This window comes from Anabaena sp. FACHB-83 (genome assembly GCF_014697485.1).
Classification (GTDB): domain Bacteria; phylum Cyanobacteriota; class Cyanobacteriia; order Cyanobacteriales; family Nostocaceae; genus Nostoc_B.
In genome coordinates this window covers 446,395-462,968 of record NZ_JACJRY010000001.1, presented here as the reverse complement: position 1 = coordinate 462,968, position 16,574 = coordinate 446,395, and the positions used below count along the sequence as shown (strand labels likewise).

Here is a 16,574-nt window from a genome sequence, read left to right as displayed (position 1 = left end):
TCAACTCTCAAACTAGATAGACCGTTAGATTATGTAAAGAATCCTAAACAGCACCTGCAAAAGGCAGTATCAGCAATTAACTGCCAATCTAGGTTGCTAAAAGTCAAAACAGGCTTTTGGTACATTGTTCAGCTTTTAGTCATCAGATGGCAAGTTATTTTGCTTGACTGCACAAGGAGGAAGTGCCTAGAGGTTTCTTGACAAATATCCCAGTCTCTAGTCAAGTTCAAACCCAATAACGGAGATCAATTCCGTCAGCATCTTTGTTTAGTCAGGCATAGACGTGGTATTGCCATTCTCTCAAGATGCTATGGTCTGGATAGAAATTGTGTTTGTTGATCTAGATTTTGCCCATTGGGATGATTTAAGTCCTAAGCTACTACGCTCAATATACATTTTCGGTCAGAACTGCCCTTTCGTTAACCAAAAGTTGATCAAATCTGAAGTCTGAATTGACTTCTCTGTTAACTGCCCCTCGGTACTGCCTCTTACCTCAACCGCCTAGCGGTAAGTCAAAAGGCAAAAATGAAGAATACTTTTGACTTCTCCGACGTTGCTAGAGTACCTCCTGACTTGACCCGAATTTCTCAGGTATGGGTAGGGGGTGTGGGGAGTTTGGGGAGTTTGGGGGGTGTGGGGAGTGTGGGAAGTTTGGGGGGTGTGGGAAATCTAGGCTTGAAAGTGCTGAGTGCTGAGTAAAAATGCTAGTCCCACTTTCATGCTTGGCTATGAAACAAGTTTCATCGGGACTGCCTTCTGCAATCAGCCCCATAAATCTCCAATTTACTGGTTTTTCGATAGCTTTGCATCTTTTTGCAGCCTGATGAACGTGGAATTCTGGATTTTGCTTTGATTGTGGAGCTTTAGTCCCAAAATACAAGATAAAGCAAGTCAGGTGGGAGTATATACCAGGGTTGATTTAATATCTGTGAAAATCCTGTAATATCAGCCTTGACTTTCACCCCAGACAATATAAATTTATAAAGATTTGTTATGTAAATTTTCTCCCATAAGTTTCTCAGAACTTATTTTTCACAGTTCTGAACAGAATTTTTTGCTTGGATTTTACTGCTGTTGAACTGCTCAAAGTTACTCCGACTACGAAAACATAGACTTATACACGGAACATTGGCTGATGACACCGGATTTGCTAATCACCCAAGATAAAATTTCATTGGACGGCAAGACTTTTATCCCCGCAGAACAATTACCTATGTCAGAGTGGCCTTGTGTGGTAAGTGAACGACCACAACCCACGCTGACGGTAAAAGATGATGATTTATTCTTAGTTACAGATACAATAGGGAACATTTCAGGCTGTTCTCTGAATGATGGCAACCCCAGTATGGGATTGTTTTGTTGTGATACGCGATTTCTCAACCGTTTAGAATTGCAAATTGAAGGGCGATCGCCTACACTCCTGAGCAGCACAGCAGAAAAGGGATTTTCTCTTTCGATTTTGTGTACTAATCCCAGAATTGACGATCGCCTCAAAGCTGATAGTATAGGCATCCGCCGCGAAATCGTCCTCAATGGCGCACTATTTGAAGAAATCGAAATATCTAACTACAGCACCACTACTGTCAGCTTTGAACTCAGCATCAGTTTTGATGCTGATTTTGTTGATTTGTTTGAAGTGCGGGGTTATGAACGACCCCAACGAGGTAAACTTCTACGTCTAGTAGAACCAATACACGAAGACGCAGCCCAATTTAATGGTGATGGTGCTGTACCTGTATCACCTCACCCAGAAGCCCAGAAAGCCGAATTCTTAACCTTAGCTTATCAAGGTCTGGATGGATTAATCATGGAATCGCGTATTCATTTCCAGCATTACCTACCAGATCACTTTAAAGGTTACACAGCCGTTTGGCGTTTAGAGTTAGCCTCTCATGAAACTCAAAAAATTGGCTATCGGATTAATTTGTTCACTAACAATACTTCCAGTTCTACTGTCAGTGCTGCTTTTACTCTAGGACAAGCTAAAGCCGCAGAAATGATGGAAGAACAAAATTGGGTACAACAAATTACCCGCATTAGTTCCGATAAAAGTACACTCAATCACATCATTAACCGCGCTGAACAAGATATGTACTTGTTACGCCAGTCTTTCGGCAAGTACAAGACAGTTTCTGCGGGCGTACCTTGGTTTTCGGCGTTGTTCGGCCGAGATTCGATTATTACGGCTTCCCAAACCTTAATCTTAAACTCGCAAATCGCCAAAGAAACTTTGCAACTATTAGCCGCTTACCAAGGTAAAACCGAGGACGAATGGCGCGAAGAAGAACCAGGTAAAATTCTGCACGAGTTACGCTTGGGTGAAATGGCGCGTTGTCAAGAAATTCCCCACACACCTTATTACGGTACAGTTGATGCTACGCCTTTGTGGTTGATGCTGTATGGTGAATACTACATTTGGACTAATGACCACGAAACCTTAGAACAGCTTTGGCCAAATGCTTTAGCCGCAATGGAATGGATTGACCGCAACTTGCAAGCAACTGGCTATTTGAGTTACTATCGCAAATCAAAACGCGGTTTAGCTAATCAAGGTTGGAAAGACTCTGGCGACTGTATTGTTGACCGTAAAGGAGATTTGGCTAACGGGACTATTGCTTTGTGTGAAGTCCAAGCTTATGTTTATTCCGCTAAAATCCGTTTGGCTGAAATTGCCCGAATGAAGAAGCGGTTAGATTTAGCAGACCGTTGGCAAGAAGAAGCAAAAAATTTGAAGTTGCGGTTTAATCAAGACTTTTGGATAGAAGACCAAGATTTTTGTGCTTTAGCTTTGGATGGCGAAGGTAAACAGGTAGATAGTGTGACATCTAACCCTGGTCATTGTTTACAGTTGGGCATCTTTACCCCAGAAAAAGCCTATAGTGTGGCGGAAAGGTTACGCGCCCCCGATATGTTTAATGGTTGGGGGATTCGGACTTTAAGCAGTTTATCGCCAGCATACAATCCAATGGGTTATCACACTGGTTCAGTGTGGCCTCATGATAACTCTTTAATTGCAACGGGTTTGCGATCGCTCGGTTTAATCGATCAAGCCTTGGAACTTTTTCAAGGTATACTCGACATGACTAATCACCAGCCTTATCAACGTCCTCCAGAACTGTTTTGCGGCTACGAACGCAATGGTGATAACGCCCCTGTACAATATCCTGTGGCTTGTACACCACAAGCTTGGGCTACAGGTAGCGTGTTTCAAATGCTACAAATGATTGTCAATTTAGTCCCAGACGCGCAAAATAACTGCCTACGAATAATCGACCCCGCTTTACCAGAGTCGATTAATCAACTGTCATTTCACAATTTACGAGTTGGTACAACAATTCTTGATTTGGAGTTTGAGCGTTCTGGTAATACTACTGCCTGCCGCGTAGCAAAAAAACGCGGTAATCTCCGCGTAGTTATCGAAGCTTAATCAAACAATATGAAGTATCAATGAGGCTGGAGGCTAGTACAACAAGGCAAAAGTAAAAAGGTGAGCCATTGCGGTGGACGGGTTTCCCGGCATAAAGGAGACAGTGCCGTGGTGAAGCAGTCCGGTCTTGGGGGTTTCCCCCAGGAGGAACTGCTGAAAGGGTCTCCCGACTTGAGGCAACTGTCGTCAAATGGTGAACCCGAAGGGCAAAAGGAAAAAGAAAGAATATTCATACCACAAGCCATTTAGCAATTTCTTATGGTCTGTTTATTTACGCCAATCTGTACTAGGGGCTAGAGGCTAGGGGTTAGAAGTTCAAATTTCAGACTTTTGTGTGGCTTTAGATATAAATATCTAGCCCCTAGTCCCTACTCCCCACTCCCTACTCCCTACTTTTCATGATTTTCACTCTTTTGTCCTGGAGAAGCTTCATAAATTGCATCTAGTTGTTGTCTAGCATCTTCAACATTAATAGAACGCATAACTAATAATGGTTCTTTAATGATGTTGCCATTGCTATCTAATAATTCTGGATGGGGTACTGATTGTCTCCCTGAACGATAATTTCGATTTGCTGAAGATGTGGCTTGATAATTTCGCTCTCTGTCAATAAAACTAAACATAACTAAGTTGCGAATTAAGTTCGCCACTGCAATACAAGCCAAAATCGTAAAAGCAAGAATATAAAGTAGGTGCAACATAATACGGGTTTCCTCCAGGGCAGCAAGTTTAAAAACCTTATACTGAAAAGCTTCGCTGAGGTTGGGACTCGCAGCGAGTGTAGATTTTTAACGCACTTTTGATGCGCTTATATGATTAATATGAAAAATTTGTCAAGGCTTATTCAATTAACGGTAGCATAGGATACATTATTTGTTAATAAAAAATTTATTAAGTATTTTATAGTATCTATGCGAAGTGTGTGATGTGTCACTAACTCCAGCTAGAGCTATGACTTTTCTTTTTCTTGATGAAAGCGCATCCCTACATTCCAACATTCTGTAACCAATTGATGCCAAGGCGCTAAGGTTGTCATATCCAATCCGACTTGTTTATCAGTGGCTGCAAATAGCATTTTTGCTGTGTTTAGTTCTGTTTGTGCTTGCTTGACTCGTAACAGCAGGTTAGATTGTTCTTGATGACTCATAAATGAGAGTTGCTCAGTTTCTAAAAGGTGGCGCGATCGCCCAAACCAATAGTCAAAGTCTTCTAACAAAGGCTCTAAAACCGTTTTCAGCAACTCAGTCCCTGGTAAATTTGAGTCTTGCATAGCTATGAAGGATACTTCTATTTTTCTTATTAATATTAACGTTTTTTACAAAACTTAACATTATTATATGCTATGTCCTCAGAAAGATAGTAAAAAAAATCTGTCATAATGATTACGAAAAGCAAATCTTCATCAAGAACACAGTAATTTAACCTAAGAAAATTCAGGCTAAAGACTGTAGACAGAAGAAAACACAGTCGGCAAGCTAAGATTAAGTTTCATACTTCAGACTTTACACTTCATACTTCATACAATGCTAGAGTGCATCCAGGACAGCTAAAAGTCCGTCAAGCTGAAATATAACCCTATGTTATATTTGGGTAAGCTTTTCAGCATTTTAACTAATAAATTACTTTTTGCAATTACTTCGCCAATGGTTCAGCAGCCAATGTCGCCTAATCAAAATCTGCATCAAGCAGAACAACCAGAAAAAATTTCTTTACCCCGTACCAGCGAATCAGAGACTTTAAAAAAGATTCGCCACACAACTTCTCATGTGATGGCAATGGCAGTGCAGAAGCTGTTTCCCAAGGCGCAAGTTACAATCGGCCCCTGGATTGAAAATGGATTTTATTACGATTTTGACAGTCCAGAGCCATTTACTGACAAAGACCTCAAAGCCATCCAAAAAGAGATGGCGAAGATTATTAATCGCAAATTGCCAGTCATTAGAGAAGAAGTCAGCCGGGAAGAAGCCGAACGCCGCATTCAGGCAATCAACGAGCCTTATAAATTAGAAATTCTGGCAGATTTAAAAGAACCGATTACTATTTATCACTTGGGTGATCAATGGTGGGATTTGTGCGCCGGGCCTCACGTTGAAAATACTCAAGAATTAAACCCCAAAGCCATTGATTTAGAAAGCGTTGCGGGTGCATATTGGCGTGGGGATGAAACCAAAGCGCAACTACAGCGCATTTACGGTACTGCTTGGGAAACTCCCGAACAACTAGCTGAATACAAGCGCCGCAAAGAAGAAGCACAGCGCCGTGACCATCGCAAACTCGGTAAAGAATTGGGTTTATTTATCTTCTCCGACTTAGTGGGGCCGGGTTTACCTTTATGGACTCCCAAAGGCACTTTATTGCGGAGTATCTTAGAAGACTTCCTCAAGCAAGAACAACTCAAGCGTGGCTATTTACCTGTAGTGACTCCCCACATTGCGAGGGTGGATTTATTTAAAACTTCCGGTCACTGGCAAAAGTATAAAGAAGATATGTTTCCCTTAATGGCTGAGGATGAAGCCGCCGCCGCACTTGAGCAAGGCTTTGTCATGAAGCCAATGAACTGTCCCTTCCACATCCAAATATATAAGAGTGAATTACGCTCTTATCGGGAACTACCGATGCGCTTGGCAGAATTTGGCACGGTCTACCGCTACGAACAGTCAGGGGAATTAGGCGGTTTAACCAGAGTGCGCGGTTTTACTGTGGATGACTCGCACTTGTTTGTCACCCCAGAACAACTCGATAGCGAATTCCTGAACGTGGTGGATTTGATTTTATCGGTGTTCAATAAACTGCAACTAAAGAACTTCAAAGCTAGACTCAGTTTCCGTGACCCTGCTAGTGATAAATATATTGGTGGCGATGAGGTTTGGGATAAAGCCGAAGGTGCAATTCGCCGCGCTGTTCAACAGCTAGGAATGGAACATTTTGAAGGTATTGGGGAAGCTGCATTTTACGGGCCGAAGTTGGACTTTATCTTTAAAGATGCGTTGGAAAGAGAATGGCAATTAGGAACTGTGCAAGTTGACTACAACTTACCAGAACGCTTTGATTTAGAGTACGTCTCTGAAGATGGTTCGCGCAAACGTCCGGTGATGATTCACCGCGCACCTTTCGGTTCCTTAGAACGACTGATTGGGATATTAATTGAAGAGTATGCAGGTGATTTCCCCTTGTGGTTAGCACCTGTGCAAATCCGATTGCTATCTGTCAGTGATGCACAGCTAGAGTTTGCGAAATCTGTAGTAGCGAAAATGCTGACCTTGGGTATCCGTGCCGAAGTTGACACCAGTGGCGATCGCTTGGGTAAATTAATCCGCAACGCCGAAAAAGATAAAATACCAGTAATGGCAGTGGTAGGTGCAAAAGAAGTTGAAACCAACTCCTTAAGCATCCGTACCCGCGCTTCTGGAGAATTAGGCACAATTTCTGTAGATGAAGTGGTACAGAAATTAAAAGATGCGATCGCTAATTTCGATAACTTCTAGTACAAACTAGGCTGGGTAATACCCAGCCGAAAAACTAATATTAAATATTCAGTCTATGAGTACCACAAAAGATAAAGTTCAATCTCTTTTGCAGCAACTACCAGATGATTACTCAATTGAAGATATTCAATATCATTTGTATGTCATAGAGAAAGTTATGCGAGGATTAGAAGTAGCCAAAACAGAAGGAACAATTACTCAAGTGGAAGCTAAAAAGCAATTACGTAATGCCAGCCAAAGACATTTATCATGATTGTGTAAAAAACGCCCTTATTAAAGATGGGTGGCAGATTACTCATGACCCACTTAGCCTAAAAATTGGCAAGAAAGATATTTTTATTGACTTAGCAGCAGAAAAAATTTTAGCAGCAGAAAAACAGGGAAAAAAGATAGCTGTAGAAATAAAAAGTTTTGTTGGTATGTCGGAAGTAGAAGACCTCAAAAATGCTCTCGGTCAATACATTTTGTATGAAAAAATTTTGCAACGTCTTGAATCAGAGAGAATTCTTTATTTAGCTATTCGTGACACAGTATTTAACAAAATTTTTGCAGAAGAAATTGGCAAAATTTTATTGGAAGACAATACCGTAAAACTGATTGTATTCGACTCACAAGCGGAGGCAATTACCACATGGATAGACTAGAAACTTACCAAAATATAATCCGCAACATACTCAAATCATATCTGAACATTTCTTATGCCAATGCTGATATTCGTAATCGAGCAGCATTTGATTCAGAAAATGACGAGTATTTGATTATTTCTGAAGGTTGGAACGATAAACAACACCTCCACAGTTGTTTAATTCATATTGAAATTATTAACGGTAAAGTTTGGATTCAGTGCGATAATACCGAAGATGGTATTGCAAACGAACTTGTGCAAGCTGGTATCCCTAAAGAAGATATTGTTTTAGGATTTCATGAGCCTGATGTTAGGCAATATACAGGATTTGCTGTTGCTTGAAATACTTATAGCATTTACTAGTCTACTGAGGTACAAACTTATCTGTTTCCATCTGCGTTCATCCGCGTTCATCTGCGGTTAATTATTCTTGCTTGTACCTCACTAGAGTGAGAAACGCTATATTGGCGATCACTTGGGTAAATTAATACGCAACACCGAGAAAGATTAATTAGTATTTTAGAGTATAAAAATTGACGTTGATAGTAAATAAAGTTACAGTGGTGATTGCAAATCTTTGGTAGGCAAAATAATGGATTTTTCTCGTCTGGAATACATTAAGAATATAAGTGATGATGGGAAAAAATGGGCTTATGAGTACTACAAAGTTAGCGGATACTACCACTTAAACTTTAAACAGGGTAAAGGAGTAGAGAATCATGCTTTACACTTACCGAAAGGGGCATTAATAATCCTGTCTCAAAACCCATTCGAGCAAGAGCGATACTTGACCCACGTAGTTGAACTGGTTAATGAAGGAAGCGAAGATAAACTCCAATGGGACGAATCAGAACAGTGGGGTATTTTTAGATGGGTGAAGGTTCACTGGGTCGCTGATTTCAATAACCCTAGTAAAATTCCCGTGGATAAAGAGGTAATGCAAGCGAATTGGGGTTTGTTCGATACGAAAGCAAAATTACTAACTGGCGAAAAACTCATGTCTCGCTGGGGAAACATAGAAAATTTAAGAACGCATTTACAAGCAGTTTTTGAAAAATAGTTAAACAGAGGGTGTTTGAGTTGCTTGAGGCATATTGCAAGCTTAGTATAACTAAGGTATAACTATAAATATCGGCGATTACTGTCAAAACCCCTATGAAAACTGCTATTTCGCTACCAGATTCAGTTTTTGAAGAAGCAGAAGCACTTGCTACACAGTTAGGCATATCACGCAGTGAACTTTATACGAAAGCATTGCAAGCGTATCTGCAAAAGTATAACCGTAATCAAATTCTGAGCAAGCTGAACCAAGTTTATTCTCAAGAATCTGCTGAACTAGATTCAGTGTTGGCACAGATGCAATTTATGTCGCTGCCTCAAGAGGATTGGTAATGTATCGGGGTGAAATTTGGTGGGCGAACCTACCTGATCCTGTTGCTTCTGAGCCTGGTTATCGTCGTCCTGTGTTGATAATTCAAGATGATACATTTAATCAAAGCCGCATCAGTACAGTTATAGTTGCTGTTATCACCTCAAATATTCAATTGGCAGCAGCCCCAGGTAATGTATTGTTACCCCGTGAAGCATCAGGCTTACCCAGAGATTCTGTTGTTAATGTATCTCAACTCTTGACTATTGATAAAAGCTTTTTAGTTGAGCGAGTTGGAGCATTACCAGACTTTTTACAAGAGGAAGTAGATGAAGGGCTGCGAATAATTTTATACCTCTAGCAGTCCTAGCCATTCAACTGTAGTCTAATTTTAATGCGATCGCACCCTGCGAGAACTTCTAGCAATTATATGAATGATAATGATATTGAAATTCAGTGGGAAAAGCTTAAGGATAGCTTTCCTATTGGACATAAATTTTATGGTGAAGTCATAAGTGTTAAACCCTATGGTATTTTTGTAAGTTTAGGTGATCAAGACCAAAACAGTTATAAACTTAGCGGAATTATAGATATTGTTACGCGAGCCGATCATGATTCGCTTGGTTTACCGAAAGAAACTTTCCTATGGCCACCAGTTGGACAAAGAGTACATTGCAAAGTCATTGCTTACCGAGAATACAACAAGGAAATAGACTTAAGATTAGTCAAATAGAAAAACATAAAAATTTACCAGTTTTCCGCTTAAGTTTAGGCCAAATAAGCTTAGTGTCAAGAATATATCTGAGTCAGCACACATATCACTAGTGTCTTTAATGAACAAATCAACCAGTTACATGGGATGCTGGTTGATTGGTTAGGTGAGTTATTTGCAGATGTCTGTTATTTCTTCTGTTACGGTTAATGTCCCCGCTACAACTGCTAATCTGGGTCCTGGTTTTGATTGCATCGGTGCAGCTTTGACACTGTGTAACCAGTTTAAGTTTACACGCCTAGATGAAGGTGGTTTAACAATTCATGTCACAGGTGCAGAAGCTGAACGAGTGCAAACTGATGAGAGTAATTTACTTTATCAGGCGTTTTTGAAGTTATATCAATATATAGATCAGACTCCGCCGCCTGTGAAAATTGAGATTGGTTTAGGTGTTCCATTGGCGAGGGGTTTGGGGAGTTCAGCGACAGCCATTGTTGGCGGTTTGGTGGCGGCGAATCAACTTGCGGGTGAACCTCTATCTCAAGTGCAGGTGATGGAGTTGGCGATCGCAATGGAAGGACATCCTGATAATGTAGTTCCAGCATTAATCGGCGGATGTCGTCTGGCGGCTACTAGTGAAACTGGTTGGGAAATTTGTGATGTACCTTGGGATGAAAAGATTGTCCCAGTTGTGGCGATTCCCAATTTTGAACTCTCCACCTCAGAAGCGCGGCGGGTTTTACCTACTGAATTTAGTCGTGCAGATGCAATTTTCAATACTGCCCATCTAGGCTTATTGTTACGCGGTTTGGAAACTGGCAAAGGAGAATGGTTAAGGGCTGCTTTACAAGATAAGTTGCATCAGCCTTACCGTAAAGCTTTGATTCCTGGTTACGATGCGGTAAATGCGGCGGCGGTGGCGGCTGGTGCATTTGGTATGGTGATTAGTGGCGCAGGGCCGACATTGTTGGCTTTGGCGGATGCGGCACATTCTCAAGCTGTAGAATTGGCAATGGCTTCAGCCTGGAAAGACGCAGGTATTGAAGCCGAAGTGCGATCGCTTGCTTTAGACACCCAAGGCGCAACAATTTTATGAAGCAGCCAGGAGGAAGATGAAAAATTTTCCCCACTCCCTACTCCCTACTCCCCACTCCCCACTTTTAACTATGGAGCAGATTCAAGTCGAGATAGCAGCACTCAAATCAGAAATTCAAGTTCTTCAGCAAGAACGGGCTGCACTTAATCAAAATCATGGGATATCTGGCGATGATCATTCACCTTCGGCAATTGTTGAGGCGTACCGTCGTCAAGCCAGAGAAAATCCCCAGTTATCAGTGGAACTCAAAGGTATCGATGATGCGATCGCTGCTTTGACAACCCAGCTACAAAAAAAACAAGCCCAATTTGCACGTTGGCAAGTTGAATCCAAACAACTTACCATCGAGCAACAACTAGAAGAAGCGAAAAAAGTGGCACAGGTTCACGCCGATCGCGTTAACGAACTAGCAGCAGAATTAGCCGACGAAATCCGTCAGTTAAAAGCCACTGCTGATTATCTCAGTCCTTTATATTGGCAGGTTTACTACAAACCTTTCATTACCGGATTCAAGACAATCTCCGTTCCTTATGTTCGTTCTGATGGGGAAGTTTGGACGATTGTCAACCGTATTGTTTAGCGCACAACCCAACATCTTTAGGGTAAACTTTCCCTTGAGACATATAATTTATAAAGAAATGTAACGGTGGCTTATACCACCGTTTTTGTTGACGTTACAAAACTTTATATCTAGAATGGACTTGCCATCTAATTGGATGAGTATTTATTCCTGATTATGGGCAGAATAGGAGAAGTGATGAGTATATATTCTCAGCAAAAACCAAAATTTAATGTTTCTAGAGATAAATAACGTTTACAAAAGTAACGATTCCTTAATATAATGTAATTAAAAGCGAAAACAAAAAACGATTGTCAGAAGTGATGAATGCTATGGATTTTCCCTGGCTAACTGCCATAATTGCCTTGCCCTTGGTGGCTGCCCTAGCCATCCCCATAATTCCAGACAAAGAAGGAAAAACAGTCCGTTGGTATGGTTTAGGTGTAGCGATCGCGGACTTTGCCTTAATGATTTATGCCTTTTGGAGTAGCTACGACTTCCAAAGTTCAACTTACCAATTCGTCGAAAAATACTCCTGGGTTCCCCAAATCGGTTTAAATTGGTCTTTAGCAGTTGATGGCTTATCGATGCCCCTCATCTTGTTAACAGGCTTAATCAATACCCTAGCAATCTTCGCGGCTTGGAAAGTAACCAACAAGCCGCGATTGTTTTATGGGTTGATGTTGGTGATGTACAGCGCCCAGTTGGGTGTGTTTCTTGCCCAAGACTTGCTCTTGTTCTTCCTGATGTGGGAAATCGAGCTAGTTCCTGTATACCTGCTGATTTCAATTTGGGGTGGTGCTAAACGCCGTTACGCTGCTACCAAATTTATTCTCTATACTGCTGCTGCTTCCATATTTATTCTTGTAGCCGGTTTTGCGATGGCTTTCTCTGGTGACAACTTCACCTTTGACATCGCATCTCTGGGAATGAAACAATATCCTAAAGCTTTTGAATTATTAGTTTACGCTGCTTTATTAATTGCCTTTGGTGTGAAGTTGCCTATCTTCCCCTTACACACCTGGCTACCCGATGCTCATGGTGAAGCATCCGCACCTGGTTCCATGATTTTGGCTGGTGTGTTGTTGAAGATGGGTGGTTATGCCTTAATTCGCTTCAACATCGAAATGTTACCTAACGCTCATGTTTACTTTGCTCCAGTTTTAGCAATCTTAGGTGTAGTCAATATTGTTTACGGTGCTTGCTGCGCCTTTGCTCAAACCAACCTCAAACGCCGCTTGGCTTACTCTTCAATTGCCCACATGGGGTTTGTGCTGATTGGTTTAGCTTCCTACACAGAAGTGGGTATCAGTGGAGCCGTGTTACAAATGGTTTCCCACGGTTTGATTGCTGCTAGTTTATTCTTCTTATCTGGTGTAACTTACGAACGCACCCACACCTTAATGATGGATAAAATGGGTGGCATTGGTAAGGTAATGCCGAGAACCTTCGCTTTGTATACTGCTGGTGCAATGGCTTCTCTGGCTTTGCCCGGAATGAGTGGTTTCGTCGGCGAATTGATGGTGTTTCTCGGTATTGCTACCAGTGATGTTTACAGTTCCAGCTTCAAGATTGTAGTTGTACTTCTGTCCGCAGTCGGTGTGATTTTGACACCAATCTACTTGCTGTCTATGCTGCGTCAAGTGTTCTACGGTAAGCAAAGTGAAGAGTTACATCTAGATGCTGTAGTTCCTGATGTTAAACCTCGTGAGTTGTTTATCACTGCTTCTCTGTTACTTCCCATCATAGGTATTGGTTTGTATCCCAAACTAGTAACGCAGACTTATGATGTGAAAACAGTAGAAATTGCGACTCACGCTCGCCAAGTTCTACCTGTTGTAGCTCGTCAACAACCAGCAAGCCTTTACTCTCAAATTTTTACTGCGCCAACTTTAGCTAATGCTCAAGTGGAAAGTTTAGTTAATATTTCAAAGTAAAAGTAGATTCACAACAAGGGTGCTGAAAGTAAATTCTAATATGAGGGGAATATAGGGGTGATTACCAAATCACCCCTTAAATTTTTTTAGTTCAGGACTTACGCAGAATCATGAAAAAACGAACCACAAAGGGCGCATAGACGCGGTAGCGGCTTCCCGCAGGGTAGGACACGAAGTTAAGAGGATTCGAGAGGGTTTTTGCGTAAGTCCTATAGTTTAGAGAATAAATAGCTCAGACTGGAAGTCTGGGACTGTTATAGGGTTCTGTCTTATCGATGTCTTAACCGACTTGGCTAATGCCATAACTAATTTTCCCAACTATAGATCCAACAGCAAATATTTGACGTATACCTCTGTAGTGCCAGCAACACAGAGGTTTTAAATTCTGAATTAGACTCAAGGATATTTAAGCCCCTCTCCGACGCGGAGAGGGGTTTGGGGAGAGGTCATTGAACTCACGTTAAATTTATTTTTTAAATTTATAGATCCAAGTTGCTGTTCTTGACGTATTTAATCTTGAAAACCAACAAAACAAGTATTCTACATCAACAGAATACATAGTAACGTGGAGTATTTACTAATATGAAAATTCCAACAACGACCAATCAAAAAAGTTGGCGAAACTTTAGTTTTGCTAATATCAAAATTCTTATAGGTGTCAGTTTATTGGCATTCGGTTTAACAGTAGGTTGGACAACCTTAACACCAAAATCTGTAACCGCTTCTGACCACGATGATGGGGAAGTCGATACAAAAGGACGCAATTTAAATTTGACTGATTTATATGTCTTCCGTGAGCAAGACCAGAACCCAGCAGCGCGTAAAGATGATTTGATTTTAGTGATGAATACAAATCCGCGATCGCTGGCTCGGCAACAGTATTATTTTAGTACGAATGCTCTATACGAATTCAAAATTAGCCGGGTGACTGATCGAGATGCAACCCCTACAGGTCGAGAAGATGTGATTCTGCGCTTTCAATTTGATGAACCCAACAGCAGAGGCGAACAACCATTTAAATTGACTGTAATTGCTGATCGTTATAGAAGTAGCGATCGCGGCATCACTACTCCTCTAAGTGTTAATCCCAACAACCCTACTATTAACAACTTATATTTGCGTAAAACACCAGTCACTGTTTTTGCTGGACTGCGTGAAGACCCCTTTTTCTTTGATGTTGAACAGTTCTTCCGAGTGCGTGCAGGTGCTTTAGGTATTGGCCCGGCTGTGGGTTTTCGTCCGGCCGACCAAGCTATTGATTTTGCCAAAGGCTATAACGTGAACTCCATCGTCGTCAGAATACCCCGTTCTCTAATCGCCGGAAATACCAACGCCACAGTATTTGATGTTTGGCAAACCATCTCATTTAAAAACTATGCTTATGGTAAATTCCAACAAGTTGAGCGTCTAGGAAGACCTGGAATTAATGAAGGTTTAGTAGTCACTAACGATTTTCTTAACGCCTTTAATAGCATTCCCCCAACAGCCGATTTAAGCCAAGCCGCAGCACCCGTGGGAGCAGAAGCCAGGAAGACACTCAAAGCCTTGGGTAATAGTGACCAACGTGCTGATGCACTGCTGGCAGCATTTCTTCCTGACGTGATGCGAATAGATACTAATGTCTCCAGTGGTTATGCTAATGCTCTCAATGCTAAAGGCAGTCCTGTCGCTGGACGTAAGCTGACAGATGATGTCATTGATACTACACTTAGCGTTCTGACTAACGGTGCTGTGACTAGCGATAACGTATCCTATACAGGGACTCCCGGCAACCCATCCCAAGGACATCAACCTTTAGTCTCGCAATTTCCTTATTTAGCATTACCAAATTAAGGCAAGGGTGCAGGGTGCGGAGGGCAGAGGGGAAATATCTCTCCCTGCCCCTTGTCCTCTTACAGTTTTGTAATCCTGATTACTACTCTCTGCTTCTTCCCTTAGCGTATGTCTGCGTAAAAAAATGCAAATACAGCTTTTCCACTACAAATTCCCCAGAAAAATCCTTTGGGTATTGATTACTGCCCCCATACTATTCATCATTGCCCCTTACCCCAACTCGCAACCAAATTCACCCTACCGCTATAACTTTTCTCTCTCCTTACCTGGTACGGAAAATAGCCGTGCCACATTACAACAAGAAATCGCCTTTTACCAAACTAAAGTACGACAAAGCCCTGATAGTGGTTTGAATTTAACTGCATTAGCGCAAGCCTACTTAAAAATGGCCAAAGCTACGGGCGAAAGTAATTGGTATTTATTAGCAGAACAGGCAGCCGATCGCTCTCTGTCTCATTTACCATTCCATAATCAAGGTGCAATTCTGGTTCTGGCTCGTGTTGCCCAAGCTAGACATGACTTTGCCGCAGCGATTCGCCTATCTCAGCAAGTCTTACAATCTCAACCCACTAACGATCATGCTCTGGCTATCTTAGTCACATCAAATCTGGCGACGGGCAATTTAACCGCCGCTAGAACCGCCGCCGATGCTTTGGTGAACAAAATTCCCACCCAAGGTAACTTAACTTTACAAGCTTTGGTATTAGTTGCCCAAGGTCAAGATCAACGTGCGATCGCCACTTTTAAAAATGCTTTAGCAACTGAAGAACCGGGGGAACTTGGTACTTCCGCTTGGACAAGGGTTGTCTTCGGTCAATTTTATAACAAACGGGGACAGCCTGATTTAGCCGCAAGTCTCTACAAAGAGGCTTTACGCATTATACCGAGGTATCCTTTAGCATTGCTGCATCTAGCAGAATCAGCAACGCGCCAAGGTAATTATCAGCAGGCGGAAAGTTTGTACGCCCAAGTTTTACCTAACTCGCAAACATCATCCACCATTTTTGACCATGCTGTGTTGCGAGGTAGGGCGAAAGTTCTGCAATTACAAGGTAAAGCCGCAGCAGCAAAAACACTGTTAACTCAAGCAGAAAACTTACTGCGACAAGAAAACGCTGGACACACTAACGGTTCCTTTGGACATCGGCGAGAGTTAGCCAGGTTGTTATTAGAAAAGAATCGCCCTGAAGATACGGCTGAGGCTTTATCGCTAATGCAGGCGGAAATTAAGATTCGCCGTGATGCTCAAACACTGGATACCTTGGCTTGGGCTTTGTTTCGCGTCGGACGTTTCCGGGAAGCGCAACAGCAAATACAAGCCGCCTTGCAATTAGGTACGCGAGATGCGGCTATGTTTTACCGGGCGGGGATAATTGCCAAAGCCTTGGGAAATCAACAGCAAGCTTTGAATTACCAGCAGTTAGCCGAAAGTGTTGATCCGACTTTTAACGCCGAGGCGCGGCTGATATCAGGACTTGGTTTAGAGAATTTGGGAATTTAGGGGCGATAACAACTATGTGGCGCAGATACA

At 41.9% G+C, this 16,574-nt stretch carries 17 protein-coding genes; 15 read left to right on the top strand and 2 right to left on the bottom strand.

Translation table 11 applies throughout. The features are described 5' to 3' along the window. The first annotated feature begins 525 nt into the window (after positions 1–525). Together H6G79_RS01935 and H6G79_RS01930 are read left to right on the top strand one after the other, a co-directional pair. Entirely contained in the window at positions 526–699 is a 174-nt protein-coding gene (locus tag H6G79_RS01935) for a hypothetical protein (protein WP_190588148.1), read from the top strand. A gap of 436 nt (positions 700–1,135) precedes the next feature. Then, the gene (locus H6G79_RS01930) at positions 1,136–3,427 is read left to right on the top strand and encodes an amylo-alpha-1,6-glucosidase (protein ID WP_190588147.1); all 2,292 of its coding nucleotides are present in this window, start codon (positions 1,136–1,138) and stop codon (positions 3,425–3,427) included. A 389-nt stretch (positions 3,428–3,816) separates the two neighbouring features. Here the strand turns inward: H6G79_RS01930 and H6G79_RS01925 are convergent, their stop codons facing one another. Then, positions 3,817–4,128: a DUF2973 domain-containing protein gene (locus H6G79_RS01925; RefSeq protein ID WP_190588146.1), complete on the bottom strand. Its 312-nt coding sequence runs from the start codon at positions 4,126–4,128 to the stop codon at positions 3,817–3,819. A 248-nt stretch (positions 4,129–4,376) separates the two neighbouring features. After that, positions 4,377–4,697, bottom strand: a complete 321-nt coding sequence (locus tag H6G79_RS01920; RefSeq protein WP_190588145.1) for a DUF2605 domain-containing protein — start codon at positions 4,695–4,697, stop codon at positions 4,377–4,379. 373 nt (positions 4,698–5,070) lie between these two features. On the opposite strand from H6G79_RS01920, the gene thrS reads away from it, so the two are divergent. From thrS to H6G79_RS01855, 13 genes are all read left to right on the top strand, one after another. Continuing rightward, positions 5,071–6,912, top strand: coding sequence for a threonine--tRNA ligase (thrS, locus tag H6G79_RS01915; protein ID WP_190588144.1), 1,842 nt, complete (start codon positions 5,071–5,073; stop codon positions 6,910–6,912). 55 nt (positions 6,913–6,967) lie between these two features. Next, on the top strand, positions 6,968–7,165 hold the full coding sequence (locus H6G79_RS01910; RefSeq protein ID WP_190588143.1) for a hypothetical protein: 198 nt from the start codon (positions 6,968–6,970) through the stop codon (positions 7,163–7,165). Further along, positions 7,140–7,556 (top strand): XisH family protein, encoded by a 417-nt coding sequence (locus tag H6G79_RS01905; RefSeq protein ID WP_190588142.1) that lies wholly within the window; start codon positions 7,140–7,142, stop codon positions 7,554–7,556. The genes H6G79_RS01910 and H6G79_RS01905 overlap by 26 nt, the downstream gene beginning before the upstream one ends. Next, a complete protein-coding gene (locus H6G79_RS01900) occupies positions 7,544–7,879 on the top strand; it encodes a XisI protein (protein WP_190588141.1) in 336 nt (111 codons plus the stop codon). The genes H6G79_RS01905 and H6G79_RS01900 overlap by 13 nt, the downstream gene beginning before the upstream one ends. A 250-nt stretch (positions 7,880–8,129) precedes the next feature. Next, positions 8,130–8,597, top strand: a complete 468-nt coding sequence (locus H6G79_RS01895) for a hypothetical protein (RefSeq protein WP_190588140.1) — start codon at positions 8,130–8,132, stop codon at positions 8,595–8,597. 95 nt (positions 8,598–8,692) lie between these two features. Beyond that, the gene (locus tag H6G79_RS01890) at positions 8,693–8,929 is read left to right on the top strand and encodes a ribbon-helix-helix domain-containing protein (RefSeq protein WP_190588139.1); all 237 of its coding nucleotides are present in this window, start codon (positions 8,693–8,695) and stop codon (positions 8,927–8,929) included. Next, entirely contained in the window at positions 8,929–9,267 is a 339-nt protein-coding gene (locus H6G79_RS01885; RefSeq protein WP_277877197.1) for a type II toxin-antitoxin system PemK/MazF family toxin, read from the top strand. The genes H6G79_RS01890 and H6G79_RS01885 overlap by 1 nt, the downstream gene beginning before the upstream one ends. A 69-nt stretch (positions 9,268–9,336) precedes the next feature. After that, positions 9,337–9,639 carry a hypothetical protein gene (locus H6G79_RS01880; RefSeq protein ID WP_190588137.1) on the top strand — a complete coding sequence of 101 codons (303 nt, stop codon included), beginning with the start codon at positions 9,337–9,339 and terminating at the stop codon, positions 9,637–9,639. A 160-nt stretch (positions 9,640–9,799) separates the two neighbouring features. Then, entirely contained in the window at positions 9,800–10,714 is a 915-nt protein-coding gene (gene thrB / locus H6G79_RS01875) for a homoserine kinase (protein ID WP_190588136.1), read from the top strand. Positions 10,715–10,784: 70 nt separating this feature from the next. Continuing rightward, on the top strand, positions 10,785–11,294 hold the full coding sequence (locus H6G79_RS01870) for a hypothetical protein (RefSeq protein WP_190588135.1): 510 nt from the start codon (positions 10,785–10,787) through the stop codon (positions 11,292–11,294). Positions 11,295–11,596: 302 nt separating this feature from the next. Next, positions 11,597–13,210, top strand: coding sequence for an NAD(P)H-quinone oxidoreductase subunit 4 (locus tag H6G79_RS01865; protein WP_190588134.1), 1,614 nt, complete (start codon positions 11,597–11,599; stop codon positions 13,208–13,210). Positions 13,211–13,792: 582 nt separating this feature from the next. Further along, entirely contained in the window at positions 13,793–15,043 is a 1,251-nt protein-coding gene (locus H6G79_RS01860; protein WP_190588133.1) for a DUF4331 domain-containing protein, read from the top strand. Between the two features lie 124 nt (positions 15,044–15,167). Continuing rightward, positions 15,168–16,544: a lipopolysaccharide assembly protein LapB gene (locus tag H6G79_RS01855; protein WP_190588132.1), complete on the top strand. Its 1,377-nt coding sequence runs from the start codon at positions 15,168–15,170 to the stop codon at positions 16,542–16,544. The last annotated feature ends 30 nt before the right edge of the window (positions 16,545–16,574 follow it).